We start from the raw sequence: 25759 nt of genomic DNA, 5'->3' as shown, positions 1-25759 counted from the left end.
CACGCGTCGCGGGCCGGGGCGTTCGCCGGGTGGCCTTCCGGCCGGGGGTTCTCAGACGGCGAGCCTAAGGGGCTCTCAGGCGGCGAGCCTGGCGAGGGCGGCGCGGATGCGGTCCGCCGAGCGCTCGCGGCCGAGGGCCTCGATCGACTCGAACAGGGGCAGGCCGACGGTCCGTCCGGTGATCGCCACCCGGACCGGGGCCTGGGCCTTGCCGAGTTTGAGGCCGTGCTCGGCGCCGACCTCCTCCAGCGCGGTCTTGAGCGACTCGGGGTCCATGTCGACCGTCTCCAGGCGGGCGAGATAGCCGGTGAGGATCTCCGCGGCGGAGGTCTTCATGGCCTTGTCCCACGACGCCTGGTCGAAGACGGGCTCGTCCAGGAAGAGGAAGTCGACGTTCGCCGTGATCTCGGACAGGACCGCGATGCGGGTCTGGGCCAGCGCGGCGACCTTGGCGAAGGTCTCACGGTCCCAGTCGGGTTCGAGCCAGGGCTCGCAGCGGCCGATGAAGGTCTCCAGCGGCAGCGCCCTGATGTACTCGCCGTTGAAGGCGCGCAGTTTCTTCTCGTCGAAGAAGGCCGAGGACGGGTTGACGTCCTCCAGCCTGAACCTCGGCACCATCTCGGACCAGGGCATGATCTCCCGGTCCTCGCCGGTCCCCCAGCCGAGCAGCATCAGGTAGTTGACCATCGCCTCGGCGAGGTAGCCCTCCTCGCGGTAGGACTCCAGGGCGACCTTGTCGCGGCGCTTGGAGAGCTTCTGGCGCTTCTCGTTGACGATGACCGGCACGTGCGCCCAGACGGGCGGGGTGACGCCGAGCGCCTCCCAGAGCAGCTGCTGCTTGGGCGTGTTGGACAGGTGCTCCTCGGCGCGGACCACGTGGCTGATCCGCATCTCGACGTCGTCGACCACGTTGGCCAGCACGAACAGCGGCGAGCCGTCACCGCGCGCGACGACGAAGTCCTCCATCGCGTTGTTGGGGAACTCGACCGTGCCGCGGACCAGGTCCTCGACCACGGTGACGCCCTCGTCGGGGGTACGGAAGCGCACCGCGCCCTCGGTCAGGCCCCGGTCGCGGCAGAAGCCGTCGTAGCCCTGGTGCTCGGAGCCCGTACGGGCCTTCACGTCGTCGCGGGTGCAGGTGCAGTAGTAGGCGCGGCCGTCGGCGACCAGCTTGGCGACCGCCTCCCGGTGCTGCTCCTCGTAGGCCGACTGGAAGTAGGGGCCCTCGAAGAACGGGCTGTCGCCGTTGATGCCGATCCAGGCCAGCGCGGAGATGATGCCCTCGGTCCACTCGGGGCGGTTGCGGGCCGCGTCGGTGTCCTCGATGCGCAGCACGAACCTGCCGCCCGACTGCTCGGCCAGCGCCCAGTTGAACAGCGCCGAGCGGGCGCCGCCGACGTGGAACATGCCGGTGGGGGAGGGAGCGAAACGAACCCTAATCACGGGAGACCACCCGGTTGGTGAGAGTGCCGATTCCTTCGATGGCGACGCTGACCTCGTCGCCGACATCCAGCGGGCCGACCCCTTCCGGTGTCCCGGTCAGGATGACGTCGCCGGGGATCAGGGTCATGACCGCGCTCACGTGGGCGATCAGCGCGGGGATGTCGTATATGAGCTTGGAGGTGCGGGAGCTCTGCCTGACCTCGCCGTTCACCGTCGTGGTGATGCCCACGTCGGTCGCGTCGAGCTCGGTCTGGATCCAGGGGCCGAGCGGGCAGAAGGTGTCGAACCCCTTGGCCCGGGTGAACTGGACGTCCTTGCGCTGCAGGTCGCGCGCCGTGACGTCGTTGGCGCAGGTGTAGCCGAAGACGACCTCGTGGGCCCGCTCCGCGGGGACCTCCCGGCAGAGCCTGCCGATGACCACCGCCAGCTCGCCCTCGTAGTCGACCCGGTTGCTCAGCCCGGTCGGGTAGGCGATGGCCTCTCCGGGGCCGATCACCGAGGTGGACGGCTTGAGGAAGACCAGCGGCTCGTCGGGGACCTCCCCGCCCATCTCGCGGGCGTGCTCGGCGTAGTTCCTGCCGATCGCGACGACCTTGCTGGGCAGCATCGGCGCGACCAGCTTGACCTGGGAGAGCGAGTGGCGCTCCCCGGTGAACCGGATGGGACCGAACGGGTGCCCGGAGACCGCCGAGACGAACTCCTCGCCCGGCCCGCCCTCGACAACGCCGAACCCTACATCCCCGCCTGTGGAGAACCTCGCTATACGCACATGACAAGGCTAGTCGTGCCCCGGCTCCCGCCGGACCGCCCCCTGGACGGCCGAGCGGCGCCCACAGCCCCCTGAAAATCATGACAAAGCTCCAATAAAGCATTTAATTCTAAAAATATTCCTAAAACACCTAAACACCCATACAAAGGATCGCCCGAAGGAGAAGTATGCGCTGGTTGCTGCCCATATGGGGGGTATCACGAACGTAGGAAACTTCCGGGGAAGCACAGCGCCTTCCCCACAGGGGAGGGAATCGACGTGACCGAAGCCAACACGGTGAACAAGCCAAGGGGCGAGGGGAACCCCGCGCCGCAGGCTCGGACCGACGCCCCCTCGGGTCAGGCGAGCCTGGTGACCCCCAAGGGAACCACCAGCATCGACAGCGGAGTCGTCGCGAAGATCGCAGGTCTGGCCGCCAGGGAGATCTCGGGTGTCTACAACATGGGCGTGGGCACCGCACGAGCGCTCGGCGCGGTCCGCGGCATGGTGGGAGGCGACAGGAGTACCGCGACGCAGGGCGTGGCCGTCGAGGTGGGCGAGCGGCAGGCCGCGGTCGACCTCGATCTGGTCGTCGAGTACGGCGTGGCCATCCCCGACCTGGCCGCCTCGGTGCGCCGCAACGTGATCACGGGCGTCGAGCGCATGACCGGCCTCGAGGTCACCGAGGTCAACATCAAGGTCGACGACGTTCATCTGCCCGACCAGGACGGCGAGAGAGGCGGACAGGAACAGCCCGAGCCGGAGCCGCGCGTCCAGTGAGCGAGCTCGCACACGAGATAGCCGAGGCCGTACGGAACTGCCCCGACGTGGCCGACCTGTCGGGCGGCCCCTTCGGGACCGTGGCGACCTACCTGCCGGGAGAGCGGGTGTCCGGCGTCGCCCTGCGTGAGAACGAAGTGGAGGTCTCCGTCGTCGTCCAGCCGGGACGGCCGTTACCGGAGATCGCCGACGAGGTGCGGGCCGCGCTCGCACCGCTGGTGGGAGATCGCCCCGTGAACGTGCATATCGGAGGTATTCGATGAACCAGTTCCCTGTCTGGTCGGTGGTCGGGCTGATCTTCGGCCTGGCGCTGGGCTTCGCGGCGGCCTTCGGCGGTCTGGGCGCGTTCCTGCTGGTGCTCGTCCTGGGCGCCGCCGGACTCCTCATCGGCCGCATCGTCGAGGGCGGCGAGATCGACCTGTCGCGGCTGTCCACGAGGCGACGATGACCACCCCGGTCGAACACCACACCGCCGCGGAGACGCCCACCGGCCCGCCGGCCCGGCGAGCCGGGGAGACCGCGTCCCCCGACGAGACACGGACGGCCTACCCGGCCGGAGCCCCCCAGGCGCCGGCAGGACTCGCCGTACCGCCCGAACGGCGGGGCAGGACGGAGATCCCCGAACGGGTGGTCTCCCGCATCGCCGCCCGCGCGGCCGGGGAGGTGGCGCGGGTGCGGGAGGTCCGCGAGCGGAGGCCGCTGGCCTTCGGAGGACACACCAGCGCCACCGTCGACGACGGCCTCACCCTGCTGGAGCTCGAGGTCACGGTGGACTACCCCGCCCCGCTCCTGCGGATGGCCGAAGAGATCCGGCGGCACGTCAACGATCGCGTCCACACGCTGACCGGGCTGACCGTCGGCCAGATAGACATCGACGTGACCGGAGTGGTCCCCTCCCGGCAGGAGGACGACGGATGACCGTCCCTCCCGCCGAACCGCCGGTCGCTGCCTCGGGGGTGGGGCCCGGCCCGGATCCTGTCTACGGGACAGGGCCCGCCCCTGAGGTCCAGTCCGCACCCGGCACGGGAGGCACGGAGGCGACCGCGCCGTCCGCGTCCGCGGGGGTTCCGAGGAACCCCGCCGCGGATCGGGCGGCGGTCAGGGCCTTCCGCCCGCGCCGGGTGGTCCCCTCCGTGATCACCGCCGTGCTGATGGCCGCGCTCGGCGTCGTCGTGGCCGCTGAGGTGATCTCCGGGCTGCTCGGGCACCCGCTGCGCTGGGTGCCGTACGACCGCCTGCTGAGCTGGACGTCGTCGATCCGGTGGGACGACTCCCGGGTACTGCTCAGCGGGGCCGTGATCGCCCTGCTGGGCCTGCTGCTGGTGCTGCTCGCGCTCATTCCCGGACGGCCCAGGCTCATCCCGGTCAGGACGGGCGACCCCAACCTGATCATCGGCATGCACCCCCGGGGCTTCACCCGGGCCCTGGCCCACGCGGCCGAGCGGGTCCAGGGAGTCGATCACGCCCGCGTGAGGTTGCGGGGCAGGACCGCCGAGGTGACGGCCCGCAGCCCGCTGCGGGACCCCGCGGAGATGACGGAGGCCGTACGGCAGGCCGTGACGGCCCGGATCGCCGACCTCTCCCCGCTGAAGAACTATCCCGTACGCGTGAACCTGCGAGGAAAGTGACCGGCATGAACAGGAAGACCGCTCGGGGCAACCGGCTGGGGTTGCTGATCATGGGACTGCTGCTGATACTTCTCGGCGGCTACACGCTCGTCCGGGGCGCGTACGCCCTGCCGCAGCATCTGGCCCCCGCCGGGGAACCGCTGGTCAACGACCCGGTACGGGCCGCCTTCGCCCGCTACGACCCGTGGCTGTGGTGGGTGATCGCCGCGGCGGCGATCGTGCTCGCCCTGTTCGGACTGCGCTGGCTGATGGTCCAGGGACGGCGCGACAGGCTGGGCGACTTCCGTCTGGAGAGCGGCTCGGCCGGAGTCACCGACGTCGACACCACCACCGTCGCCAACGCGATGGCCGACGAGATCGGCGCCCACCCCGCCGTCCTGAGCGCCAGCGCCTCGATGACCGGCAGCAGGGCGCACCCCGCCGTACGGCTGCGCGTGGTGGCCGACGAGAGCGCCCCGATGAGCGTGATCCGCGAACAACTGGGCGACCGCGCCATCCCGCACATGCGCCAGGCCCTGGATCTGGAGAACATGCCGGCCGTCGCCAAAGTGAGCCTGGAGGAGGCGTCCCCCTCCCGCAGAGTGCTCTGAGCCGTGTTTCCCGGCGGCGTCCGGCGGCGTCGCGGACTCGGGCGCCTCCGCGCCGGCGGCATCTCTCGGCGTCTCTCGGCGTCCCTCGGCGTCCGGCCACCTCTCGGTCCGGACACCGGCGCGCCCAAGCCCTGCTCGGGGCGGGGCGGCACCGTTGGGGCAGGATGGTCTCATGAGCGTTGTGAAGATCAATGTGCTGACCGTGCCCGCCGAACGGCGCGAGGAACTCGAGCGTCGCTTCTCCGGGCGTGCCGGGATGGTCGAGGCGGCCGACGGCTTCGAGTGGTTCGAGTTGCTGCGCCCGCTGGAGGGCACCGACCAGTACCTCGTCTACACCCGCTGGAGGTCGGAGGAGGACTTCAGGCGGTGGACCGACAGCCAGGCCTTCCAGCGGGGCCACGCCCAGGCCTCCGCCGAGGCGGCGCAGGGTCAGGCCCAGGGGCAGGCTCAGGGCCACGGGCACGGGCAGGAGCCGGGCCAGGGGCAGGGACAGGGGCACGGCCACGGTCAGGGGCCGGCCGCGACCGGGGCCACGCTCTGGTCGTTCGAGGTGGTTCAGAGCACCGGCCCCAAGGACGAATAGGGCCGAAAGGTCAGCGGTCCAGGATGTTGGCCGCGATGCGGCCGGCGATGCCGTCGCGCACGAACAGCGCGGCCAGGCTGTCCGGCTTGCGTTCCGCCTGGTCCCCGAAGCACGCGGCGAACTCCGGGCCGATCCCGAGGCGGGGGTAGCGCTCCAGCACCTCGGCCCTGAAGCCGACGGGGAAGGCCTCATGGCGCCTGCCGGAGATGTCCAGCCCGGTGGACAGCTCCAGCAGGTGCCCCTCGGGGTCTTCCGAGACGTCCACCTTGTCCCACATGTGACGCACGATCACCTCGGAGGCGCGCACCCGCCGTTCGACGGGCCATCCGGCGGCCGCGCAGAAGACCCACGCGAGATGGCCCCCGGCCTCCTCGAACGGCACGGTGTGGCTGTCGAACTCCCTGACCAGGCCGATGTCGTGCAACATCGAGGAGACGTACAGCAGTTCGGCGTCGAAGGCGATGCCGTTCACGGCGCCGTACGCGGCGGCCCACAGGTAGGCCCGTACGGAGTGGTTCAGCAGCGCGGGCGAGCAGTAGGCGGTGGCCACCTCCAGGGCGGCGCGAGCCGCGGGAGTCTCGGGGACCACGATGTCGGCGAATCTCATGTGAGCAGCCTGTCGCAGGCCCGGGATCGTCCACGAGTGGCCGGGAGGACAACCGTCGATAGGATCGCGCCATGGGGTTCACGACGATCGCGGTGATGTTGTTCGACGAGATCCCGCTGTTCGAGGCGTCGGTGCCGATCGCGGTCTTCGGAGAGCACCGGGTCGAGCTGCCGGAGTTCGATGTGCGCGCGGTGGCCGCCGAGGGCCGCCCGGTGCGGACCGACGCGGGCATCATGTTGTCCGCGCCGTACGGCCTGGACGCCGTGGACGAGGCCGATCTGGTCATCGTGCCGACCTGGCGGCACCCGCTCGGCCCGCCGCCCTCACCGGAGACGCTGGACGCGCTGCGCCGGGCCCACGACCGGGGCGCCACGGTGGTCGGCCTCTGCCTCGGCACGTTCGTGCTGGCCGCCGCGGGGCTGCTGGACGGGCGTACGGCGGCGACCCACTGGCGCTACGCCCCCCTGCTCGCCTCCACGTACCCGAGGATCCAGGTCAAGCCCGACGTGCTGTACGTCGACGAGGGCGACCTGCTGACCTCCGCGGGCAGCGCGGGCGGCATCGACCTGTGCCTCCACCTCGTCCGCAGGACGTACGGCCCGCGGGCGGCCAACGACATCGCCAGGTCCCTGGTGGTGCCGCCGCACCGGTCGGGCGGCCAGGCGCAGTACATCGACCATCCGGTACCGGTGCCCGCGGCCGGCGATCCGCTCGGCGAGACCCTCGAATGGGCGCTGCGCCACCTGGACCGCGAGCTCACCGTCGACGCCCTGTCCGCCCGCGCCATGATGAGCCGCCGCACCTTCGACCGGCGCTTCCGCCGGGTCACCGGCACCACGCCCACGCAGTGGCTGCTCCACCAGCGGATCCTGCACGCGCAGAGGCTGCTGGAGACCACCGAGGAGCCGATCGAACTGGTGGCCCGCAGCGCGGGCTTCGCCTCAGCCGTGGCCCTGCGTCCCCACTTCCGCCGCCAGGTGGGCGTCTCCCCCACCACCTACCGCGAGACGTTCGGCACCCAGAGAGCCTGAAAGCCGGTGTCCGGACCGTGGCGTGATCCTCGCGGTGGATGGCCGAGATCGCTATCACACCGGTACGGCCCGCCTGGCCAGGCTGGAGGCATGAAGCGAGCACTGATCGTCATCGACGTCCAGAACGAGTACTTCACCGGCAACCTGCCGATCGCCCACCCTCCGCGCGAGGAGAGCCTGGCCAACATCCTCACCGCCATGGAGACCGCGCACGAGCACGATGTCCCGGTGATCGTGGTCAAGCACACCGCTCCCGCCGAGTCCCCGCTGTTCGCGGCCGGAGGTCATTCGTGGGAGCTGCACGAGGAGGTCGGGCGCAGGCCGTACGACCACCTGCTGGAGAAGTCGCTGGCCTCGGCCTTCGCCGGGACGGATCTGGCCGGGTGGCTGGCCGCCCACGAGATCGACACGCTGGCCGTCGCCGGATACATGACGCAGAACTGCGACGAGTCGACCGCCCGCGACGCCGCCCACCTCGGCCTGACGGTGGAGTTCCTGTCCGACGCGACCGGCACGCTGCCCATGTCCAACCGCGCGGGCACCGTGACGGCCGAGGAGCTGCACAATCACGTGCTGGTGGTGATGGACTCCAACTTCGCCTCCGTGGCCACCACCGCGGAATGGGTCGCCGCCGTCAAAACCGGCGACTCCCTCCCACATCCCAACATTTGGGAGAGCACTGTACCCGCACGATCACCCCGCTAAACTAGCCCAACTCGGACACGCCAACGGCGCAACCGGCTCAGGAACATCACCGGCCCCACCCCTTGGGCCCCGGTGACGGAACCGGCCGGACACCAGGGGCTTGACCGGTTCCGGCTTGGGCGTGCCCGGGCCCGCGACGCCGCCAGGTGTCGCAGAACCATACAGAAAGGACCCTGGCGTGCGCCGCCGCACCACCGCACTCCTGATCTCCCTCGCTCTCCTCGCGACCTGCGGCGCGGCGGTCGGTACCGCGGAAGCGGCGGACAAGGTCAAACGCACGGCCGAATGCCAGGGCGACTGGCTGCCCGCGACCCCGACCTCGCCGGACATCATGGCCGGTGAGGTCGAGTTCGTCGGCCTGCCCGCGGTGAAGGTGGACAAGGACGTCAACTGGCGTACCGACCCCTACCACAACCGCTCCTGGAGCATGGTCTTCCACTCGCTCCGCTGGATGGGCCGCCTGGTCGCCGACTACGAGACCACCGGCGAGAAGGCCTACCTGACCCGCGCCACCGAGATCGCCGAGGACTGGGTCGCGGACAATCCCCGGGGCGGCGGCCCCAAGGCCAGCCCGTACGCCTGGCAGGAGCACCCGATCGCGCTGCGCGCCCCCGCGCTGGTCTGCCTGAGCAAGCACGTCAGCGAGCCCTGGCTGTCCAAGAGCCTGGTCGAGCACGGCAAGATGCTGGCCGATCCCCGCCTGTACGAAAAGGGCCACAACCACGGGATGGACCAGGACATCGCGCTGCTCGGCATCGGCTGCCGGTACGGCCACGACGAGTGGGCCTCCCTGGCCCTCAAGCGGCTGACCGAGACGGTCAAACTCGACGTCGACTCCCAGGGGGTGCTGCGCGAGCAGGCTCCGCGATACGCGATCTACGTCTACGACCGGCTCAAGGTCGCGATGGAGCGCATCGAGGAGTGCGGCCGGAAGGTTCCCGCCGAGATCGGCAGGAGGTGGGAGTCACTGGAGGACTTCATCTCCCACTCGACCCAGCCGAACGGGCTCATGGTCCCGATCGGCGACGGCGGCGCGGACGTGCGGCCCGTCGGGTACTCCCACCCCAAGAAGACCGTGCGGGTGTTCGGCGGCGGCTACGTCTACGGGCGCACCGCCTGGGAGGACCCCGCGTCGGCGTTCTACTCCATCAGGTTCGGACCGGCCCTGAAGTTCCACGGCCACGAGGACCACATGGGCGTGACCTACTACGCCCAGGGCCGTGACGTCCTGGTCGACGTGGGCTTCCACTCCTACGAGAACAACGCCTACCGCCACTGGACGATGTCGCCGGAGGCGCACAACACCTCGGCCGTGGTCGGCGCCGGGTTCCGCGGCAAGACGGCCACCGCGCTGAGCAGGTCCTCGATCGGACAGGACAGGCAGAGCTACCGGCTGACCGACAGGGCGTACGGCGTGCCGAGGACCCGCTCGGTGCTGGTCTCCCACGAGCAGGACGTGATGGCCGTGCTGGACACGGTTCCCAAGGGCTCCAAGGTGAGCAACGTCTGGCACTTCGCCCGTGAGCTGTCGGCGGTCTCCAACAGCGGTGGCCGGGTCGTGGTCAAGGACAAGACGGGCTGGAAGGCGGCGCTGGTCCAGCTGTCCATGCCGTCCTGCAAGCCGGTGGGCGGGCAGCGGGTGGTCAGCGGCCAGCAGAACCCCTACCAGGGCTGGGTGTCCCCCGCCTACCTGCAGAAGCAGGCCGCGCCCGCGGTCCTCTCCCCCACCTCGGAGAACGCGCTGCTCACCGTCGTGGTGCCCGGCACCGACGCCCCCTCGGTCTCCTGCTCGGGCGGCCGGGTGCGTCTGCAGACCCCCAAGGGCAAGGTGAGCTTCCGGGCCTCCGGCGCCGACCTGTCCTGAACCCATCGGGAGAAAAAGGGGGGACGGCCCAGCGGGCCGTCCCCCCTTTTTCTCGCCTGTTCCCGGGTCAGTCGGCGCTGTGGCCCGCCCGGAGCAGCCCGTAGGTGACGGCCTGCTCCAGTGCCTGCCAGGAGGCCTCGATGATGTTCTCGTCGACGCCGACGGTGGCCCACTCGGCGGTGTCGTCGCTGGAGGTGATGAGCACCCGGGTGACCGCGTCGGTGCCGTGGGTGCCCTCCAGGATCCGCACCTTGAAGTCGATCAGCTCGACGGCGGACAGCTCGGGGTAGAGCCTTTCGAGTCCCAGCCGCACGGCCTTGTCCAGGGCGTTGACCGGGCCGTTGCCCTCGCCGGTCGCGACGATGCGCTCGCCCTTGGCGTGCAGCTTGACCGTGGCCTCGCTGACCAGCTCGCCGCCGCGGGTACGCTCGATGATCACCCGCCAGGACTCGACCTCGAAGTGGCGCCTGCGCTCGCCCGCGACGGTGTCGCGGAGCAGCAGTTCGAAGGAGGCGTCCGCCGCCTCGAAGGTGTAGCCCTTGGACTCCATCTCCTTGACCCGCTCGACCAGCGTACGCGAGATCTCCGGCGACAGCTCGTAGCCCAGTTCCCGGCCCTTGAGCTCGACCGAGGCGCGGCCCGCCATGTCGGAGACGAGCATGCGCATGTCGTTGCCGACCATGGCCGGGTCGATGTGCTGGTAGAGGTTGGGGTCGACCTTGATGGCGCTGGCGTGCAGCCCGGCCTTGTGGGCGAAGGCGGAGACGCCCACGTAGGGGGCGTGGGAGTTCGGGGTGACGTTGGTGACCTCGGTGATCGCGTGGGCGATCCGGGTCATGTCCGCGAGCGCCTCCCGGGGGACGAGGTCGAAGCCCCGCTTGAGCTGGAGGTTGGCCACGACGGTGAACAGGTTGGCGTTGCCGGAGCGCTCGCCGTACCCGTTGGCGCAGCCCTGCACGTGGGTGGCGCCGGCCTTGACCGCGGCCAGGGTGTTGGCAACCGCGCAGCCGGTGTCGTCGTGGCAGTGGATGCCGATCCTGGCGGAGGTTCCGACGGCGGCGTGGACGACCTCGGCGAGCTCGTCGGGGAGCATGCCGCCGTTGGTGTCGCACAGGGCGATGACCGAGGCTCCGGCTTCGGCGGCGGTGCGCAGGACCTCCAGCGCGTAGGCTGGGTTGGACTTGTAGCCGTCGAAGAAGTGCTCGGCGTCGAGGAAGACTCGCTGGCCCTCCGCACGAAGGTGAGAGACCGTGTCGCGGATCATCGCGAGGTTCTCCTGGAGAGTCGTGCGAAGGGCCAGCTCCACGTGCCGGTCGTGACTCTTGGCGACAAGGGTCACGACCGGCGCGCCGGATTCGCGCAGCGCGGCCACCAACGGGTCGTCGGCCGCCTTCACACCGGCCCGGCGGGTCGCGCCGAACGCGGCTAGCTGCGCGTGCTTCAGATCGAGCTCTGTTTGGGCCCGTCTGAAGAACTCGGTGTCCTTGGGATTGGCTCCGGGCCAACCGCCTTCGATGAAGCCGACGCCCAGGCCGTCCAGCTGGCGCGCGATGGCCAGTTTGTCGACGACCGTGAGGTTGAGCCCCTCCTGCTGGGCACCGTCACGGAGCGTCGTGTCGTACACGTGAAAGCGGTCGTCGGCCATGTCAGTCTCCATTCGCGGGTTGTTGATTCGCCGCGCGCTCATCTCGGTCCAGAGAAACAAAAAAACCCCTCACGGACGTGAGAGGTCTGCGCGCTGGCGGTGTCCCTTGTCAGCCAGCGCGCCTGCCGATAATGAGCAGACCGTAGAACATGATGCTTCGGAGTCTGCCATACGCAACCGGTGGTTGACACATTGATCTCAGGATCCGGGACGCGCGCCCCGCGGACACGGGGCCGAACCGCTCGCACGGACCCGCTCTGACCGGCGAGAATGGCCGCATGAAGGCGACTTATCTGGACCCGGTGGTCGGGCAGTACCTGCTCGCGCACACCACTCTGCCCGACGACGTCCTCGACGCGCTCGCCCTGGAGACCAGGGAGATCACCGGCGACCGGGCGGGCATGCAGATATCCCCGGACCAGGGGCGGTTCCTCACCATGATCGTCCAGCTCAGCCGCGCACGGAACGTGGTCGAGGTGGGGACCTTCACCGGCTACTCGTCCATCTGCCTGGCCCGAGGGCTCGGCCCCGGCGGCAGGCTGACCTGCTTCGACATCAACGAGGACTGGACCGCGATCGCCCGGCGCTACTGGGAGAAGGCCGGGGTCGCCCAGCGCGTCGACCTCAGGATCGGCCCCGCCGCCGAACGGCTGCGGGAGCTTCCGGCCGACCGGCCCGTCGACCTGGCGTTCGTCGACGCCGACAAGTCCAACTATCCCGTCTACTACGAGATCCTCATGTCGCGCCTGGCGCCGGGCGGCCTGATCCTCATCGACAACACCCTGTGGAAGGGGCGCGTGGCCGATCCCACCGTCGACGACGAGCACACCCGCGGGATCCGCGAGTTCAACGACCTGGTCACGGCCGACGACAGGGTGACCTCACTGATGCTCCCGATCGCCGACGGCCTGACCATGATCCGGAAACAGTGACACAGCCCGGGAAAACCCGGCCGCGAGGGGCGGGCTTTCCCGGGGGGTGAGGACTAGCAGATCTTGTGGATCCAGCCGTGGGTGTCGGGGCGGGAGCCGTACTGGATGCCGACCAGTTCCTTGTGGATCCTGGCGGTGACGGGTCCCCGGGTGCCGTCGCCCACGGTCCAGGCGCGGTCGGCGCCCTTGATCGAGCCGACGGGGGTCACGACCGCGGCGGTGCCGCAGGCGAAGACCTCGGTCAGCTCACCGGACTCGCAGCCCGCCTGCCACTCCTCGATCGACAGGCGTCCCTCCTCCGCCTTCAGGCCGAGTTCGGCGGCGAGGGTGAGGATCGAGTCGCGGGTGATGCCGGGCAGGAGCGTGCCGGTCAGGGCCGGGGTGAGCAGGCGGTCCCCGAAGACGAAGAACAGGTTCATCCCGCCCATCTCCTCGACGTAGCGGTGCTCGTTCGCGTCGAGCCAGACCACCTGGTCGCAGCCCTGCTCGACGGCCTGGCGCTGGGCGACGAAGGCCGCGGCGTAGTTGCCGCCGCACTTGGCGAAGCCGGTGCCGCCGGGGGCGGCGCGGGTGTACTCGGTGGACAGCCAGACCGAGACCGGCTTGTCCGCGCCGAAGTAGGCGGCGGCCGGCGAGGCGATCACCATGTAGCGGTAGGACCTCGACGGGTAGTTGACGCCGAGCGCGGCCTGGGTGGCGATCATGAAGGGGCGGAGATAGAGGCTGTGACCCGGGGTCGTGGGCACCCACTCACGGTCGGTCTGGACAAGGAGCTCCAGCGACTCGACGAACGTCTCCTCCGGAAGTTCCGGCATGGCCATCCGCAGCGCGGACTGGTTGAAGCGGGCGGCGTTCGCCTCCGGCCGGAAGGAGGCGATCGCGCCGTTCTCCTGACGGTAGGCCTTCAGCCCCTCGAAGAGTTCCTGGGCGTAGTGGAAGACCGCGGTCGCCGGGTCGAGGCTGAGCGGGCCGTACGGCGTGAGCCGCGCGTTGTGCCAGCCCTCCCCTTCCGTGTAGTCGATGGAGATCATGTGATCGGTGAAACTCTGACCGAACCCGGGATTCGCCAGTACCTGCTCGCGCTCGGCCGCGGTGCGAGCGTGGTCGGAGAGCTGCACGTCGAAGCTGAGCTTCTGAGCGGTGGTCATGACGGGGATCCTTCTCTTTGTGACGGACTGCACCTGAGTCCATTCTGCGATGGAGCAGGTAACGGGAAACTACTGCATCTATGCCGAAATCCGGCACTGTCGTTGGAGGGACGAACAAAAAAGACGCGTCCGGCGGCTCGGGTGAGCCGCCGGACGCGTCTGAGGTCGGGTAGGCGGCTTCTCAGCCGGCTACTCGGGCGGTGATGTCGTCGCCGATCTCGCGGGTGGTCCGGCCGGGGCCGGTCAGGCGCTCGACCAGGTCCTCGGCCACGGCCCGCTCCACCTTGGCGGACTCCTCGGCCAGGCCGAGGTGGTCCAGGAGCATGGCGACCGACAGGATCGTCGCGGTCGGGTCGGCCTTGCCCTGGCCCGCGATGTCGGGGGCGCTGCCGTGGACCGGCTCGAACATGCTGGGCGCGGTGCGGTCGGGGTTGATGTTGCCGCTGGCCGCCAGGCCGATGCCACCGGCGATGGCCGCGCCGATGTCGGTGATGATGTCGCCGAAGAGGTTGTCGGTGACGATCACGTCGAACCGCTCGGGCTGGTTGACGAAGAACATCGAGGCGGCGTCGATGTGGCTGTAGTCGGTGGTGACGTCGGGGTACTCCAGGCTGACCCGGTCGAAGGTGCGGGCCCAGAGGTCACCGGCGAAGGTGAGGACGTTGGTCTTGTGGACCAGCGTCAGCTTCTTGCGCGGCCTGCTGAGCGCCTTCTCGAAGGCGTAGCGGACGACGCGCTCGACGCCGTGGGCGGTGTTCAGCGACTCCTGGGTGGCGATCTCCTGCGAGGTGCCACGGCGCAGCACGCCACCGGCGCCCGCGTACAGGCCCTCGGTGCCCTCACGGATGACGACCATGTCGATGTCCTCGGGGCCGGACTTGCCCAGCGGGGTCTCGACGCCGGGGAAGAGCTTGACCGGACGCAGGTTGACGTAGTGGTCGAGCTCGAAACGGAGCTTGAGCAGCAGGTCGCGCTCCAGGATGCCCGGCGGGACGCTGGGGTCGCCGACCGCGCCGAGCAGGATCGCGTCGTATCCGCGCAACTCCTCCAGAACCGCCTCGGGAAGGACCTCACCGGTCTTGTGGTACCGCTTGGCACCCAGGTCGTAGGTGGTCGTCTCCACCTTCGTGCCGACGGCTTCCAGGACCTTCAGGCCCTCCGTGACGACCTCGGTTCCAATCCCGTCCCCGGGGATGACGGCCAGGCGAATGTTGCGCGAATCCATGCACGCACCTTACCGGTCCGTCTCGTGGAGCGAACACCAATCTCACCCATCGGACACATCTTCCTCTGACGAGGCATAAGAATTTTGTCCTATTTGCGATCTTTTGACCGTTTCGTTAAGGTCCTGGCCATTCGCATCGTCGCCTAATCCTCGCAGGCCACCCCCCTTTTCCGGCCTGCGCGGAGCCGGGGAACCACTTCCGGGATCCACGGGGCGTCCGGAGTCTTCACCTCCGCTTGCCGGAGCACGTCTCCTGCCGTCCCCCGCTGGATCCCTTGGGGCGAATCGGCGCTCTCGCGCGCCGTAGGGCGACCTTCACGTCCGAGCCCGACAGCTCACCCGGCCGGCCTTATGGAAGGAACGATCCTGACCGGCAAGACCTACCCCCGTGTCCTGACCCTGATCGTCACCGGCGCCACCGCGTTCGCGATCCCCACTCTCGCGATGGCCGACTCCGCGCTCGCGGCCTCCTCCCCCTCCCTCACGACAGCCGCCTTCCTCACCTCTCCCGCCCCCGGCCCCGTCGACTCCTCTCTCGCCCCCGTCATATCCCTCGCGCCCGCCGCCCTCACCGGCGCCGACGCCTCCGACGCCCCGGGGGCCGCCGAAACCCCGAAGACCACGAGGAAACCGTCCGCCCCCGCCTGGAAGAAGGCCCTGCAGTGGGCCATGTCCAAGCGCGGCACGCCGTACGTCTGGGGCGGCACCGGCAACGGAGGGTTCGACTGCTCCGGCCTGATGCTCCGCGCGTACGGCGCCGCCGGAATCCACCTGCCGCGGGTGGCCGCAGCGCAGTACTCCGCCTTCTCCAAGAAGATCGCCTGGAAGGACCTCCAGCCGGGTGACCTGGTCTTCTTCCACAACCTCGGCCATGTCGGCATGATCAGCAAGCCCGGGTACATGGTCCACGCCCCGAGCACCGGCGACGTGGTCAAGGTGGAGAAGCTGGGCGCGTGGCGCCGTGACAGCTTCGTCGGCGCCGTACGCCCCGACCCCAAGGGGGTCAAGCTCTCCATCGAACAGGCCAAGGAGGCCGCACAGGCCAAGCGGGCAGAACAGGCCGCACAAGCCGAGCGGGCCAAACAGGCCAAACAGGCTGAGCAGGCCCAGCAGGCCGTCCAGCCCGCACCGACCGCACCGACCACCCCCACCGATCAACCCGCGCCGACGACCGCCGCCCCGGCCCCGGCGCCCGCCACCGCCCCCTGACCCTCCGCCGGACGGGGCCTGTTCCGCGAATCCTCGCCTCCGGCGCAGAGCGGCGGAACGGGCCCCGGCCAGGGCGTCGGACAGGGCTCCGGCCAGAATCCGGGACGAGGCTTCCGCCGGGCGGACCGGCCGTACCGGCCAGCGAAGCGGATCAGCCGTGCCGGCCGGCGAAGATGACGTCCCAGGCCCGGCCGAGCGCGCGCGTGACGGCGCCCAGCAGCACCCCGCTGTCCCCCAGGCTGCTCGTGACCACGGTGGGACGCAGCGGACCCAGCTCGGCGATCCTGGCGGCGATGGAGTCGCCGAGAAGGTCGAGGTTACGGCCGACGCCACCGCTGAGCACCACGATCTCCGGATCGAGAACCGAGGCCACCGCGACGATCAGGTCGCCGATCCGTCGCCCCTCGGCCTCGACGACGGCCAGGGCCACGGGGTCTCCGGCCGCCGCGGCGCCGAAGACCTCCTTCGCCGTCTCCACCCGCGCCCCGGCCGCGCGTGCCGCGCGCACCACGCCGAGGGCGCCGACCGGGGTCTCGGTCGGTCCGTGCTCCAGCGCCTCCCTGCCGGGAACCGGATCCTCCCCGGTGGGCAGGTAGGAGACCTCCCCCGCGGCGCCGCGCGCCCCCGAGTACAGCTCGCCGTTGACGACGATGCCCATGCCGACACCGGTGCCGATGGACACCAGCGCGAAATGGGATCGTCCCTTGCCCTCGCCGTGCGCGTGCTCGCCCAGGGCCGCCAGGTTGATGTCGTTCTCGATGGTCACCTCGGTCCCCAGCGCCGCGCACAGGCGGTCCACCAGACCGGGGGTGCCCCAGCCGGGCAGGTTCGCGGCCAGGTGCAGCCGTCCCGTCTCGGGGTCGTACACGCCGGGACTGCCGACCACCGCGTGGGCGACGGAGGACCATCCGAGACCGGCCTCGGCCACCGCGGTCCGGGTCAGGCCCCGGACCGCGCGGACCAGCTCGTCCTCGGTACGCGCGTCGTTGCGTCCGTCCCTGCGCCCCACGAAGCGCCCCCGGAGGTCGGCCACCGCCACCCGGATCCAGTCGCGGCCGATGTCGACGCCCGCGACGTGCAGCACGGCGGCGTTCATGTCGTAGAGCGAGGTCACCGGGCCCGGCCGGCCGGAGACCTCGCCGACCAGGTGGACCAGGCCGTCCTCCTCAAGACCCGCCAGGGCGGCCGAGACGGTCGGCTTGGACAGGCCGGTGACCTTGGCCAGCTGGGCCCGTGAGGCCGGGCCGTGTTCGAGGAGCCGGTCAAGGAGGCGTCGCTCGTTCATCACCCGCAACAACCGTGGATTGCCGAGCCGGCCTCGCACTTCGCTCTCCTCAGTCCCGGGGTCCCAGGAAAAGGCTAGCCAACGTCCTTGACGGTAAATCGCCTTACTTACCAACCGGTGTCAGGATCGCCCGCGGCGGCCGGGACGCGGATCGGCGGATGTTCCGGCCACGAGCGCGGCGAGGGTACGACCTGTCAGAAACGCGTCGGGGCCCCGCCGTTGTCGCGGCGGTCCAGGGCGGTCTGGAGGGCCTGGGTGGCCTCGTCCTCGGTCTCTTCGGGACGGTTCCAGGGATACATGTCATACATGGTGCTTCTCATCTCGATCGCACAGGAGCAGGAGGAGATGGTCCGGATTCCGGTCACGAATCCGGGCCGGGCCTGAGATCGCGGATCCAGGTCGTGAATCGGCGACGCGGAGCCCGGGGCCGGCGAGCGCCAGCGCACCGCGGCGAGTTGCCGGCCCGCCCCTGTCAGGCCTCGCCGCGGCAGGTAATGAGTACGAGAACCTGGCGCATTTCATGCCATGTTACCTGCCGGTCAAGATGTCGTCTCGCCTGTTGTACAGATTTCTCACATGTTGAGACAACAGAGCATCCGGCGCCGCTCCCTCAAGATCCCGGGCGGGACGACGGGCACAACAACGAGGGCGCCCCCGAGCGCGGTGGCTCGGGAGCGCCCTCGAACGTCACGACGGCGACGCGGTGCGCCCGTCGCGCGGATCCTCGGCACGGTCCCGTGACGGACCGTCCGGCGGGACCCGCGGGCCGGAACCTAGTCGGCCAGGTCGACGGAGCGGCCGCTCTCGGCGCCGATCTCGCCGCCGATCTGCTCGATCACCTCGGTCGGGATGGCGGAGTCGACGGTCAGCGCGATGAGGGCCTTGCCGCCCTTGACGTCACGGGCCACCTGCATGGAGGCGATGTTGATGTTGTGGTCGCCGAGGATGCGGCCGACGATCCCGACGACGCCGGGACGGTCGACATAGGTGAAGAACGACAGGTGGTCGGTCGGCTCGATCTCCATCTGGTAGCCGTTGACCTCGACGATCTTCGTGATCTGACGCGGGCCCGAGAGCGTGCCGGAGACCGAGACCGTACGGCCGTCGGCGAGGACGCCGCGGACGGTCAGGACGTTGCGCCAGTCGGGGCTCTCCGAGCTGGTGACCAGCTCGACGGTCAGACCGCGGTCCTTGGCCAGGAGCGGGGCGTTGACGTAGGTGACGGAGTCTTCGACCACGTCGGTGAAGATGCCCTTGAGCGCGGCCAGCTCCAGCACGCGGACGTCCTCGGAGGCGATCTCGCCGCGCACCTCGACGTCGAGCTTGGTGGCGACCTCGCCCGCGAGCGCGGTGAAGACCCGGCCGAGCTTCTCGGCCAGCGGCAGGCCCGGCTTGACGTCCTCGGCCACGGCGCCGCCCTGGACGTTGACCGCGTCCGGCACGAACTCACCGGCGAGGGCGAGCTTCACGCTGCGCGCGACCTGGGTGCCGGCCTTCTCCTGGGCCTCGTGGGTCGAGGCGCCGAGGTGCGGGGTGACGACGACCTGGTCCAGCTCGAACAGCGGACTGTCGGTGACGGGCTCCTTGGGGAACACGTCGATGCCGGCGCCAGCGACGCGGCCCTCCTTGATCGCGGAGTAGAGCGCTCCCTCGTCGATAATGCCGCCGCGCGCGACGTTGATCAGGCGGACGGACGGCTTGACCTGACGGAGCTCCTTGTCACCGATGAGCCCGATGGTCTCCTTGGACTTGGGCAGGTGCACGGTGATGAAGTCGGCCTCGCGCAGGACCTCGTCCAGCGACGCCAGCCGCACGCCCATCTGCGCGGCGCGGGCGGGCTGCAGGTAGGGGTCGTAGGCGATCAGCTCGACGCCGAACGGCTGCAGACGCTGCGCGACCAGCTGGCCGATCTTGCCGAGGCCGAGGATGCCGACGACCTTCTCGTCGAGCTCGACACCGGTGTACTTCGAGCGCTTCCACTCTCCGTCCTTGAGCGCGGCGTGCGCCTGGGCGACGTTGCGCGCGGAGGCGAGGATCAGCGCGACGGTGTGCTCGGCGGCGCTGGTGATGTTGGAGGTGGGCGCGTTGACGACCATGACGCCGGCCTTGGTGGCCGCGTCGACGTCCACGTTGTCGAGGCCGACACCGGCGCGGGCGACGACCCTGAGCTTGGGCGCGGCGGCGATCGCCTCGGCGTCCACCTGGGTGGCGCTGCGCACGATGAGCGCGTCCACGTCGGCGAGGGCGGGAAGGAACTGGGCACGGTCGGCGCCATCGGTGTGGCGGACTTCGAAGTCCGCGCCCAGGACCGCGAGACCGGCCTCCGAGAGTTCCTCTGCGACCAGTACGACGGGCTTGTTCACAGGCTAGATCCTTCTGAGACGTGGAGGCTGCTGCACGAACCTCACGTAGTCTATCTGCGCTTGTGAACGCATTCACGAGTGTCCCGCGATCCGAGATGGTTACCCACCTCGTACACCTTTCATGCGTACAAAATTCATCTTGGTCTTGATCTAGAGAAATCTTCACGATTACCCTGATAAGCCGTGGTTCACTACCTATGGTTCCTTGTATGAGCATCGGGAACTCCGCTCTCGGCGACGTCCTCGCGCAGCACGGCGGCCCACACCGGCTTCTGGCAGCGCTGGCCGAAGGAGGACTCCTGGTCGCCGTGCGGCCCGACCGTTCGGTCGTGCTCGGCACGACCCAGACAGGCGACCGAGTCCTGCTCGGATACACCTCGCCGATCACCTACGCACGGCACCGGGGCAACCATTCCCTGTCGGCCTGCGACGTCGACACCATCATGGACATCCAGCGCGTCACCGGCGTGCGGGAGATCGTGATCGACGCGGCGGGACCGGCGGCGGCGGCCGTACCGGTCGAGGACCTCCAGCGCTATCTACTCTCGCTCCGCAGTGGTCCCACGCCCGCCCTGTCGAACGCGGCCCCCACGGCGTACTCGACCGGGGCGATGGCCACGGTCTCCCGCACCTCCAGGGTGAACCCACGTTCCGTCCCCACGCCCGCGATGCCGGCCCAGCCGTGGATCCCCGCGCCCCGCCCCCACCTGTCGGGGCCCATGCAGCAGGTCGACCCCGGCTACCGGCGGTGCGACCACCCGATCCTGCCCGCGCTGCGCACCGCGATCTCCTACGTGCTCGCCGACTACCCGCTCGTCCACCACGTGTGGATCTCCGAGGCCCGGACGAGCTCCGGCGCCCCGGGGATCATGCTTCACGTCAAGGTGCACATGTCGGCGGCCGAGGACGTGGTCAGGGACATCCACCGCGGGGTGCGCGCCCGGCTGCCGCAGCTCGCGGCGAGCGAGGCGCCGATCCTGATGGCCCGGGTCGCCGACGCGCGCAGCGAGCGGCGGATGATCGAGCTGGGCGTCCACGTGGTCTGCGCCGACGTCACCGACTGAGCCGGGCCGGGACCGAGTCGGCCCGCCGGGCGGGAGAGCGCTCCCCCGCCCGGCGGTTCCGCTGTTCTCCGGGCTAGCCCATCCGCCGCACCGGCGTGATCCTCGTCCCGGCGAACAGCATGACGACCAGCCCTGCCACCAGGGGCAGCCCGGCCCCCACCGCGAGGAGCGTCGGCCAGGGCACGCTGAAGACGAGCCCGACCTTCTCGTACGGGATCCCGTTGAGCCCCATCGCCAGCACGTCGGAACGACCGATCGTCTGCTGGGCCGCCATGGCGAATCCGGGGACCAGCCCGACGAGCAGACCGGCGGGCACCCCGAACCCGGCGATGAACAGCGCCTGCCCGGCCACCACCAGCCTGCGCGTCCCGGGGCGCGCCCCGACCGCCGACAACGCGTCGAGGTCGGGTCTGGCGTCGGCGGCGGCCAGCCCGGTGACGGCGAACGTGCAGCCGAACACCACCAGCCCCGCCAGAGCGGCCATGATCCAGATCGGGAAGTCCCGGTTCCATCTGCTCTGCGGGACTTCCCGCTCGTACCGGATCGCCACGTTGGGGGTGACGGCGCGCACGGGCCCGTCGATCAGCCGCTGCATCTGCGGGGTCGGCAGGGCGTCCTTCGGAGCGACGATGAGGTGGCCCAGCCTGGCGGTGAACCCCACCTTGCCGAGGGCGGCCGGCGGAACCACCCCCAGCACGGGGGACGGCCCCTGGAAGGTGACGACCGTCGCGGGGAAGGTGACCGTCCGCTCTTCCTGCTGCTCCATGGTCCGGGCCCAGACGGACAGGCGGGTCTCGCCGTTTTCGACCGCCTTCGGGTTGAAGATCACCGCCCTGCCCTCCGCCAGTGCCGCCTCGGCCGCGGCGTCCGTACGACCCAGCAGCAGGCGGAGCAGGTCGGGGCCGCCCGCCGGAAGCACCCCCAGCGGTCCCGTCGAGATCACGCAGTGGCTGCAGGAATCTCCCAGCACCTGAAAGTCGACGTTCCTGCCCTCCGCGTTGACCGCGTGGTAGCCCTCCACCAGCGGCACACCGGGCAGCTTCGCCTCGAGGATCGGGCGGATCCTCCCCCAGGAGTCGTCGGTGACGTCGCCGCCGTAGACGGCCGTGACCCCCACCGGGTAACTCCGACGGTAGGACTCCTCGTCCATCCGGTAGGCGCTGGCGACTCCGACGGCGACCGTGCTGAACGCCGCGGCCGCCGCCAGCACCGCCACGACGGCGGGCGCCGTACGGCCCCGGTTGCGCGAGGCGTCGCGGACGACCAGCCGGAGGGGCAGCGGAAGCCCTCCGGCCAGCCCGCCGATCCGCCGGACCAGCCAGGGCGTCGTCATGACGAGGCCGAGCAGCCCGAGCACCCCGCCGAGGAACATCATCACCCCGCTCCCCCAGATCCCGTAGACCATCGCCGCGATTCCCGCGACGAGCAGGACCAGCCCGAGCAACGGCCATCCGGCCCGGTCCCGCACCTCGGCCCGCCGTCCGGCGAGCGCGGCCACCACGTTCGTCCGCGCCGCCTGCACGGCGGGCGCCACGGCCGCCACCACCCCGCTGACCACGCCGAGCGCGGCGACCAGCGCGACCTGCCCGGCGGGCACCTCGAACGGCCCCAGCTCACCGGCCGGCCAGACGCCGACATAGGACACGATGCCCCTGGCGACCCCGACTCCGAGGGCGACGCCGAGCACGGCGGCGGCCAGTCCCAGGGTCAGCCCGTCGGCCAGCACGACGAGCTTGAGGTGACGCGCCGAGCCGCCCTGGGCGGAGATGAGCGCGAGTTCCCTGCGGCGGCGCCGGATGCCCACGGCGAAGGCGGGACCGGCCAGCAGCACGACCTCGATCACGGCAAGGGTCATCCCCAGGACGGTCGTGAGGATCCCGTTGACGTCCGTCCGCACCGCATCGGGGTCGTACAGGCCGTCGAGCATGGTGCGCCCCCGCTCCGCGGACGACGGCGGATCGTTGAGCACCGCCCGTGACAGCACGGCCATCCCTCCCCGGTTGAACCGGAGGGTCTCCTTCCAGGTGACCGGTGCCGGGGCGTCCAGCAGCCAGAACCTCTCGGCGCTCCGCCGGGCCGAGGCGGAGAGCAGCGAGCCGGGCAGCCCGATGATCGTCTCACCGAGGACGGCCTGCTGGCCGACGACCGTGCCCACCACGCGTTTGGGCACGTCTCCGCGGGTGTAGCGGATCGTCGTGCCGACCGCCGTCTTCATGGGGACGGTGACGAGCACCTCGTCGGCGGCCTGCGGATAGCGTCCCCGCACGAGCGGGAACATGCCGTTCGTCATCGGGTCGCGCGGGTCCGCCTCCCAGACCGGCACCTCGTTGTAGGCGTCACCCGTCCAGTATTCGCCGTAGAACCGGGTCAGCGGGACGATCCGCCCCCCTGCCCCGGCCAGGGCCTGGACCTCCGCCTGGGTCAGGATCCTGGCTCTCCCCTGGAGATCCTGCCTTCGTTTGCCCACGGGCTCCCAGGAGGCGCCGGTCAGGTTCTGCCGGACCGGCACCGGGACCCCGGTGTCGGCCAGCCTGGCGTCGGCCGCGCCCAGGTCCATGGTCAGCCGCTCCCACGGACTCATCTCACGCGTGGCGGACAGCGTGAGCATGGCGGTGGTGGCGAGGATCGGCAGGCCGATCATGACCACGATGAGCGCGCTGCGCGCCCTGGCGCGTCCGATGCCCCTGCGGGAGATCCGCAGCGCGGCCAGGAGCGCGTTCACCGGGCGCTCTCCAGGGGGACGGTGGAGTCGGCGACCTCTCCGTCGCGCAGGAACACCACCCGGTCGGCCCAGGCGGCGTAACGGGGCTCGTGGGTGACGAGGAGAACCGCCGCTCCCGCGTCGCAGCGGGTGCGCAGGAGCTGGAGGATCTCGTCGCCGGTCGGGGTGTCGAGGGCGCCGGTCGGCTCGTCGGCCAGGATCAGCCGCCGCCCGCCGACCAGGGCGCGGGCGATCGCGACCCGCTGGCGCTGGCCGCCGGAGATGTCGTCGGGGAAGCGGTCGGCGACCTCGCCGAGGCCTACCTCCGCCAGGACCTCCAGTGCCTCCTGGCGCGCCTTCCCGAAGGCGACCCCGTCCAGTTCCCGGGGGAGCGTCACGTTCTCCAGCGCGGTGAGCGACGGGATCAGGTTGAGGTCCTGGAAGACGTAGCCGACGCGACGGCGGCGGAGCGCGGCCAGATCCCTGGCCGTCAGAGTCGGCAGCGGGACGCCCTCGACGGTCACGGTGCCCGAGGTGGGCAGGTCGAGGCCGCCCGCGAGGTTGAGCAGAGTGGACTTCCCGGAGCCCGAGGGGCCCATCACCGCGATCAGCTCCCCCGCGGCGACCTCCAGGCTCACCCCGTGTAACGCCCGTACGGCCCGCGGCCCGTCACCGTGCACGCGGCTCACGTCGGTGAGCCGTAAGACCGGATCGAAACTCATGATTGTCGTGTCTCCTGCGTCTGGGGGGAGGCCGTGAGCACGGCCTCGCAGTGGTCGAGCCAGCGCTGTTCGGCCTCGGCGTGGAAGATCATCGAATCGAGCACCAGCCGCTGGGCCGGGCCGTCCGCGCCGGCGCGCTTGGCGCGGGTGAGCGCCTGCAGCGCCCGCATGGTCGCGGTGCGCTGGGTCTGGATGATCGGCCGCACGTCCGCGGACGCGGCGACCGCCATCGCGAGCTTGACGACCAGTTCGTCCCGAGGCCGGTCGGACTGGGCGACGGGGGTGCTGAACCATCGCTCCATCTCGGCCCGACCGGCCTCGGTGATCACGTAGACGACCCGCCCCTGGTCGTCCTGCTCTCCGGGGGCCACCATGCCGTCGCGCTCCAGACGGGAGAGCGTCGTGTAGACCTGGCCGATGTTGAGCGGCCAGGTCGCCCCGGTGGACGCCTCGAACTCGGCCCGCAACTGGTAGCCGTAACGGGGCCCCTGACTCAGCAGAGCGAGGAGTCCATGTCGGATCGTCATGCATACTGAGTATGCATACCCAGTATGGTCACGGCAAGAGATCCGCATATTGTGGACAGGCTCCACTGTTGGGGCTGATACTCGGTGAATGAGCTCGACGCATCCCCCGTCCCGCGCGTCCGATGGGGACCGCGATCGTGCGATCAGCGAGCTCCGTGACCGCGCCGTCGAGGGCCGCCTCTCGCACGACACGTTCCTCGGCCGGGTGGACATGGCGCTGCGCGCCCGCAGTCAGGGCGAGCTCGAGAACCTGGTCGCCGATCTGCCGCAACGCGGCCGGTTCCGCCGGATGGTGACCGAGGTGGTCGCCTCGGCGTCCGACTTCACCAAACGCGTGGAGTCCGCCTGGCGTCGCCCGAGGCTGCCCAGGCTGGCGCTGCCGGGCGACAACCGCACCCGCTACGTGGTCGGCCGGGGGTCGGCCTGCGACCTGGTCCTGGCCGACCTGACCGTGTCCAGGGTGCACGCCGAGCTCCGCCGCGACGGGGAGGGGTGGATCGTCGTCGACCTCGGCTCGCTCAACGGCACCCGGCTGAACGACTGGCGCCTGGTCGGTCCGGCGAAGGTCCACCCCGGAGACGTCCTGTCCTTCGGCGACTGCGTCTTCCTGGTGATCACTCCCCAGCTGATCTGAGCGTCCGCGCGGTGAGGGGACAGCGCCTCGCCGACAGCAGGCGACGACGCCCCGGACGTAAACGCTCCGGACGCCCACACTTCGGATGCCCACGCGGACGCCCACGTGGATACCCACGACGGGGGCGCGCACGTGCGCGCACACGGCCCGAGTCCCCCGGAGAGCACCCTTCCGGCCACTCCCGCCGCCCCGGACGGCGGCCTCCGGGACGAGCCCGGCGAACGGCATGTCACAGACGTCTCTGGGACCACTCTGGTTTACCTGGAGCTCACAGTTATTGTCCGTAATTTAGTGACACGGGCGATGTAACCCCGACAGAATGCGG

The 25759-nt window shown here is 70.4% G+C and carries 25 protein-coding genes and 1 riboswitch; of the genes, 14 read left to right on the top strand and 11 right to left on the bottom strand.

What is annotated here, in order from left to right:
* Positions 1-75 precede the first annotated feature (75 nt).
* Both gltX and AB0N02_RS40045 read right to left on the bottom strand, forming a co-directional pair.
* On the bottom strand, positions 76-1407 hold the full coding sequence (gene gltX, locus AB0N02_RS40050; RefSeq protein ID WP_363958395.1) for a glutamate--tRNA ligase: 1332 nt from the start codon (positions 1405-1407) through the stop codon (positions 76-78).
* A gap of 28 nt (positions 1408-1435) precedes the next feature.
* Complete coding sequence (locus AB0N02_RS40045; RefSeq protein WP_363958234.1) at positions 1436-2212, bottom strand: fumarylacetoacetate hydrolase family protein; 777 nt, start codon at positions 2210-2212, stop codon at positions 1436-1438.
* A gap of 348 nt (positions 2213-2560) precedes the next feature.
* Here AB0N02_RS40045 and AB0N02_RS40040 point away from each other — a divergent pair, with 348 nt between their 5' ends.
* The 7 genes from AB0N02_RS40040 to AB0N02_RS40010 all read left to right on the top strand — a co-directional run bounded on the left by AB0N02_RS40040 (position 2561) and on the right by AB0N02_RS40010 (position 5772).
* Positions 2561-2971: an Asp23/Gls24 family envelope stress response protein gene (locus AB0N02_RS40040; protein WP_363958392.1), complete on the top strand. Its 411-nt coding sequence runs from the start codon at positions 2561-2563 to the stop codon at positions 2969-2971.
* A complete protein-coding gene (locus AB0N02_RS40035) occupies positions 2968-3234 on the top strand; it encodes a hypothetical protein (protein WP_363958231.1) in 267 nt (88 codons plus the stop codon). The genes AB0N02_RS40040 and AB0N02_RS40035 overlap by 4 nt, the downstream gene beginning before the upstream one ends.
* Positions 3231-3419, top strand: a complete 189-nt coding sequence (locus tag AB0N02_RS40030; RefSeq protein WP_363958229.1) for a hypothetical protein — start codon at positions 3231-3233, stop codon at positions 3417-3419. The genes AB0N02_RS40035 and AB0N02_RS40030 overlap by 4 nt, the downstream gene beginning before the upstream one ends.
* Complete coding sequence (locus tag AB0N02_RS40025; protein WP_363958226.1) at positions 3416-3889, top strand: Asp23/Gls24 family envelope stress response protein; 474 nt, start codon at positions 3416-3418, stop codon at positions 3887-3889. Before AB0N02_RS40030 ends, AB0N02_RS40025 begins: the two co-directional genes overlap by 4 nt.
* Positions 3886-4599 carry a DUF6286 domain-containing protein gene (locus AB0N02_RS40020; protein WP_363958223.1) on the top strand — a complete coding sequence of 238 codons (714 nt, stop codon included), beginning with the start codon at positions 3886-3888 and terminating at the stop codon, positions 4597-4599. The genes AB0N02_RS40025 and AB0N02_RS40020 overlap by 4 nt, the downstream gene beginning before the upstream one ends.
* 5 nt (positions 4600-4604) lie before the next feature.
* Positions 4605-5189 carry a hypothetical protein gene (locus AB0N02_RS40015; RefSeq protein ID WP_363958221.1) on the top strand — a complete coding sequence of 195 codons (585 nt, stop codon included), beginning with the start codon at positions 4605-4607 and terminating at the stop codon, positions 5187-5189.
* A gap of 172 nt (positions 5190-5361) precedes the next feature.
* Positions 5362-5772, top strand: coding sequence for an antibiotic biosynthesis monooxygenase (locus tag AB0N02_RS40010; protein ID WP_363958218.1), 411 nt, complete (start codon positions 5362-5364; stop codon positions 5770-5772).
* A 10-nt stretch (positions 5773-5782) separates the two neighbouring features.
* Here the strand turns inward: AB0N02_RS40010 and AB0N02_RS40005 are convergent, their stop codons facing one another.
* Positions 5783-6379: an HD domain-containing protein gene (locus AB0N02_RS40005; RefSeq protein ID WP_363958215.1), complete on the bottom strand. Its 597-nt coding sequence runs from the start codon at positions 6377-6379 to the stop codon at positions 5783-5785.
* A gap of 71 nt (positions 6380-6450) precedes the next feature.
* Between AB0N02_RS40005 and AB0N02_RS40000 the strand changes: the two genes are divergently transcribed.
* The 3 genes from AB0N02_RS40000 to AB0N02_RS39990 all read left to right on the top strand — a co-directional run bounded on the left by AB0N02_RS40000 (position 6451) and on the right by AB0N02_RS39990 (position 9979).
* On the top strand, positions 6451-7410 hold the full coding sequence (locus AB0N02_RS40000) for a helix-turn-helix domain-containing protein (protein WP_363958212.1): 960 nt from the start codon (positions 6451-6453) through the stop codon (positions 7408-7410).
* A 90-nt stretch (positions 7411-7500) separates the two neighbouring features.
* Complete coding sequence (locus tag AB0N02_RS39995) at positions 7501-8115, top strand: cysteine hydrolase family protein (RefSeq protein ID WP_363958209.1); 615 nt, start codon at positions 7501-7503, stop codon at positions 8113-8115.
* 178 nt (positions 8116-8293) lie between these two features.
* Positions 8294-9979, top strand: coding sequence for a heparinase II/III family protein (locus tag AB0N02_RS39990; RefSeq protein WP_363958206.1), 1686 nt, complete (start codon positions 8294-8296; stop codon positions 9977-9979).
* A 67-nt stretch (positions 9980-10046) separates the two neighbouring features.
* Here AB0N02_RS39990 and cimA read toward each other — a convergent pair whose 3' ends face one another.
* The gene (gene cimA / locus AB0N02_RS39985) at positions 10047-11624 is read right to left on the bottom strand and encodes a citramalate synthase (RefSeq protein ID WP_363958389.1); all 1578 of its coding nucleotides are present in this window, start codon (positions 11622-11624) and stop codon (positions 10047-10049) included.
* Between the two features lie 278 nt (positions 11625-11902).
* Here cimA and AB0N02_RS39980 point away from each other — a divergent pair, with 278 nt between their 5' ends.
* A complete protein-coding gene (locus tag AB0N02_RS39980; protein ID WP_363958203.1) occupies positions 11903-12556 on the top strand; it encodes a class I SAM-dependent methyltransferase in 654 nt (217 codons plus the stop codon).
* A gap of 53 nt (positions 12557-12609) precedes the next feature.
* On the opposite strand, the gene AB0N02_RS39975 is transcribed toward AB0N02_RS39980, so the two are convergent.
* Together AB0N02_RS39975 and AB0N02_RS39970 are read right to left on the bottom strand one after the other, a co-directional pair.
* Positions 12610-13704: a branched-chain amino acid aminotransferase gene (locus AB0N02_RS39975; protein WP_363958201.1), complete on the bottom strand. Its 1095-nt coding sequence runs from the start codon at positions 13702-13704 to the stop codon at positions 12610-12612.
* 181 nt (positions 13705-13885) lie between these two features.
* Complete coding sequence (locus AB0N02_RS39970; RefSeq protein ID WP_363958199.1) at positions 13886-14929, bottom strand: 3-isopropylmalate dehydrogenase; 1044 nt, start codon at positions 14927-14929, stop codon at positions 13886-13888.
* Between the two features lie 145 nt (positions 14930-15074).
* Positions 15075-15293, top strand: a riboswitch (cyclic di-AMP (ydaO/yuaA leader).
* Here AB0N02_RS39970 and AB0N02_RS39965 point away from each other — a divergent pair.
* Entirely contained in the window at positions 15281-16138 is an 858-nt protein-coding gene (locus AB0N02_RS39965; protein WP_363958196.1) for an NlpC/P60 family protein, read from the top strand. Its footprint overlaps the riboswitch before it by 13 nt.
* Before the next feature lie 151 nt (positions 16139-16289).
* Here the strand turns inward: AB0N02_RS39965 and AB0N02_RS39960 are convergent, their stop codons facing one another.
* Together AB0N02_RS39960 and serA are read right to left on the bottom strand one after the other, a co-directional pair.
* The gene (locus AB0N02_RS39960) at positions 16290-17423 is read right to left on the bottom strand and encodes an ROK family transcriptional regulator (RefSeq protein ID WP_363958193.1); all 1134 of its coding nucleotides are present in this window, start codon (positions 17421-17423) and stop codon (positions 16290-16292) included.
* A 773-nt stretch (positions 17424-18196) separates the two neighbouring features.
* The gene (serA, locus tag AB0N02_RS39955) at positions 18197-19786 is read right to left on the bottom strand and encodes a phosphoglycerate dehydrogenase (protein WP_363958190.1); all 1590 of its coding nucleotides are present in this window, start codon (positions 19784-19786) and stop codon (positions 18197-18199) included.
* Between the two features lie 209 nt (positions 19787-19995).
* Between serA and AB0N02_RS39950 the strand changes: the two genes are divergently transcribed.
* Positions 19996-20850 (top strand): hypothetical protein, encoded by an 855-nt coding sequence (locus tag AB0N02_RS39950; RefSeq protein ID WP_363958187.1) that lies wholly within the window; start codon positions 19996-19998, stop codon positions 20848-20850.
* Between the two features lie 73 nt (positions 20851-20923).
* Here the strand turns inward: AB0N02_RS39950 and AB0N02_RS39945 are convergent, their stop codons facing one another.
* The 3 genes from AB0N02_RS39945 to AB0N02_RS39935 are packed head-to-tail and all read right to left on the bottom strand — an operon-like array spanning position 20924 to position 24800.
* Positions 20924-23572, bottom strand: a complete 2649-nt coding sequence (locus AB0N02_RS39945) for an FtsX-like permease family protein (protein WP_363958184.1) — start codon at positions 23570-23572, stop codon at positions 20924-20926.
* Complete coding sequence (locus tag AB0N02_RS39940; protein WP_363958181.1) at positions 23569-24273, bottom strand: ABC transporter ATP-binding protein; 705 nt, start codon at positions 24271-24273, stop codon at positions 23569-23571. The genes AB0N02_RS39945 and AB0N02_RS39940 overlap by 4 nt, the downstream gene beginning before the upstream one ends.
* Complete coding sequence (locus AB0N02_RS39935; RefSeq protein WP_363958178.1) at positions 24270-24800, bottom strand: PadR family transcriptional regulator; 531 nt, start codon at positions 24798-24800, stop codon at positions 24270-24272. The genes AB0N02_RS39940 and AB0N02_RS39935 overlap by 4 nt, the downstream gene beginning before the upstream one ends.
* An 88-nt stretch (positions 24801-24888) precedes the next feature.
* Between AB0N02_RS39935 and AB0N02_RS39930 the strand changes: the two genes are divergently transcribed.
* On the top strand, positions 24889-25434 hold the full coding sequence (locus tag AB0N02_RS39930) for a DUF1707 and FHA domain-containing protein (protein WP_363958175.1): 546 nt from the start codon (positions 24889-24891) through the stop codon (positions 25432-25434).
* Positions 25435-25759: the final 325 nt, after the last annotated feature.

It is taken from the genome of Streptosporangium sp. NPDC051022 (genome assembly GCF_040683035.1).
Classification (GTDB): domain Bacteria; phylum Actinomycetota; class Actinomycetes; order Streptosporangiales; family Streptosporangiaceae; genus Streptosporangium.
This window is presented reverse-complemented; position numbering and strand designations above follow the sequence as displayed.

Bases quoted from the DNA above. Each gene is read 5' to 3' on its own strand.
- AB0N02_RS40005 (WP_363958215.1), bottom strand. From the start codon at position 6,379: ATGAGATTCGCCGACATCGTGGTCCCCGAGACTCCCGCGGCTCGCGCC.
- AB0N02_RS39960 (WP_363958193.1), bottom strand. From the start codon at position 17,423: ATGAACGAGCGACGCCTCCTTGACCGGCTCCTCGAACACGGCCCGGCC.
- AB0N02_RS39980 (WP_363958203.1), top strand. From the start codon at position 11,903: ATGAAGGCGACTTATCTGGACCCGGTGGTCGGGCAGTACCTGCTCGCG.
- AB0N02_RS39940 (WP_363958181.1), bottom strand. From the start codon at position 24,273: ATGAGTTTCGATCCGGTCTTACGGCTCACCGACGTGAGCCGCGTGCAC.
- AB0N02_RS39970 (WP_363958199.1), bottom strand. From the start codon at position 14,929: ATGGATTCGCGCAACATTCGCCTGGCCGTCATCCCCGGGGACGGGATT.
- AB0N02_RS39975 (WP_363958201.1), bottom strand. From the start codon at position 13,704: ATGACCACCGCTCAGAAGCTCAGCTTCGACGTGCAGCTCTCCGACCAC.
- AB0N02_RS40000 (WP_363958212.1), top strand. From the start codon at position 6,451: ATGGGGTTCACGACGATCGCGGTGATGTTGTTCGACGAGATCCCGCTG.
- gltX (WP_363958395.1), bottom strand. From the start codon at position 1,407: ATGTTCCACGTCGGCGGCGCCCGCTCGGCGCTGTTCAACTGGGCGCTG.
- AB0N02_RS40030 (WP_363958229.1), top strand. From the start codon at position 3,231: ATGAACCAGTTCCCTGTCTGGTCGGTGGTCGGGCTGATCTTCGGCCTG.
- AB0N02_RS40025 (WP_363958226.1), top strand. From the start codon at position 3,416: ATGACCACCCCGGTCGAACACCACACCGCCGCGGAGACGCCCACCGGC.
- AB0N02_RS40010 (WP_363958218.1), top strand. From the start codon at position 5,362: ATGAGCGTTGTGAAGATCAATGTGCTGACCGTGCCCGCCGAACGGCGC.
- AB0N02_RS39965 (WP_363958196.1), top strand. From the start codon at position 15,281: ATGGAAGGAACGATCCTGACCGGCAAGACCTACCCCCGTGTCCTGACC.
- AB0N02_RS39995 (WP_363958209.1), top strand. From the start codon at position 7,501: ATGAAGCGAGCACTGATCGTCATCGACGTCCAGAACGAGTACTTCACC.
- AB0N02_RS39935 (WP_363958178.1), bottom strand. From the start codon at position 24,800: ATGACGATCCGACATGGACTCCTCGCTCTGCTGAGTCAGGGGCCCCGT.
- AB0N02_RS40020 (WP_363958223.1), top strand. From the start codon at position 3,886: ATGACCGTCCCTCCCGCCGAACCGCCGGTCGCTGCCTCGGGGGTGGGG.
- AB0N02_RS39950 (WP_363958187.1), top strand. From the start codon at position 19,996: ATGAGCATCGGGAACTCCGCTCTCGGCGACGTCCTCGCGCAGCACGGC.
- AB0N02_RS39930 (WP_363958175.1), top strand. From the start codon at position 24,889: ATGAGCTCGACGCATCCCCCGTCCCGCGCGTCCGATGGGGACCGCGAT.
- AB0N02_RS40015 (WP_363958221.1), top strand. From the start codon at position 4,605: ATGAACAGGAAGACCGCTCGGGGCAACCGGCTGGGGTTGCTGATCATG.
- cimA (WP_363958389.1), bottom strand. From the start codon at position 11,624: ATGGCCGACGACCGCTTTCACGTGTACGACACGACGCTCCGTGACGGT.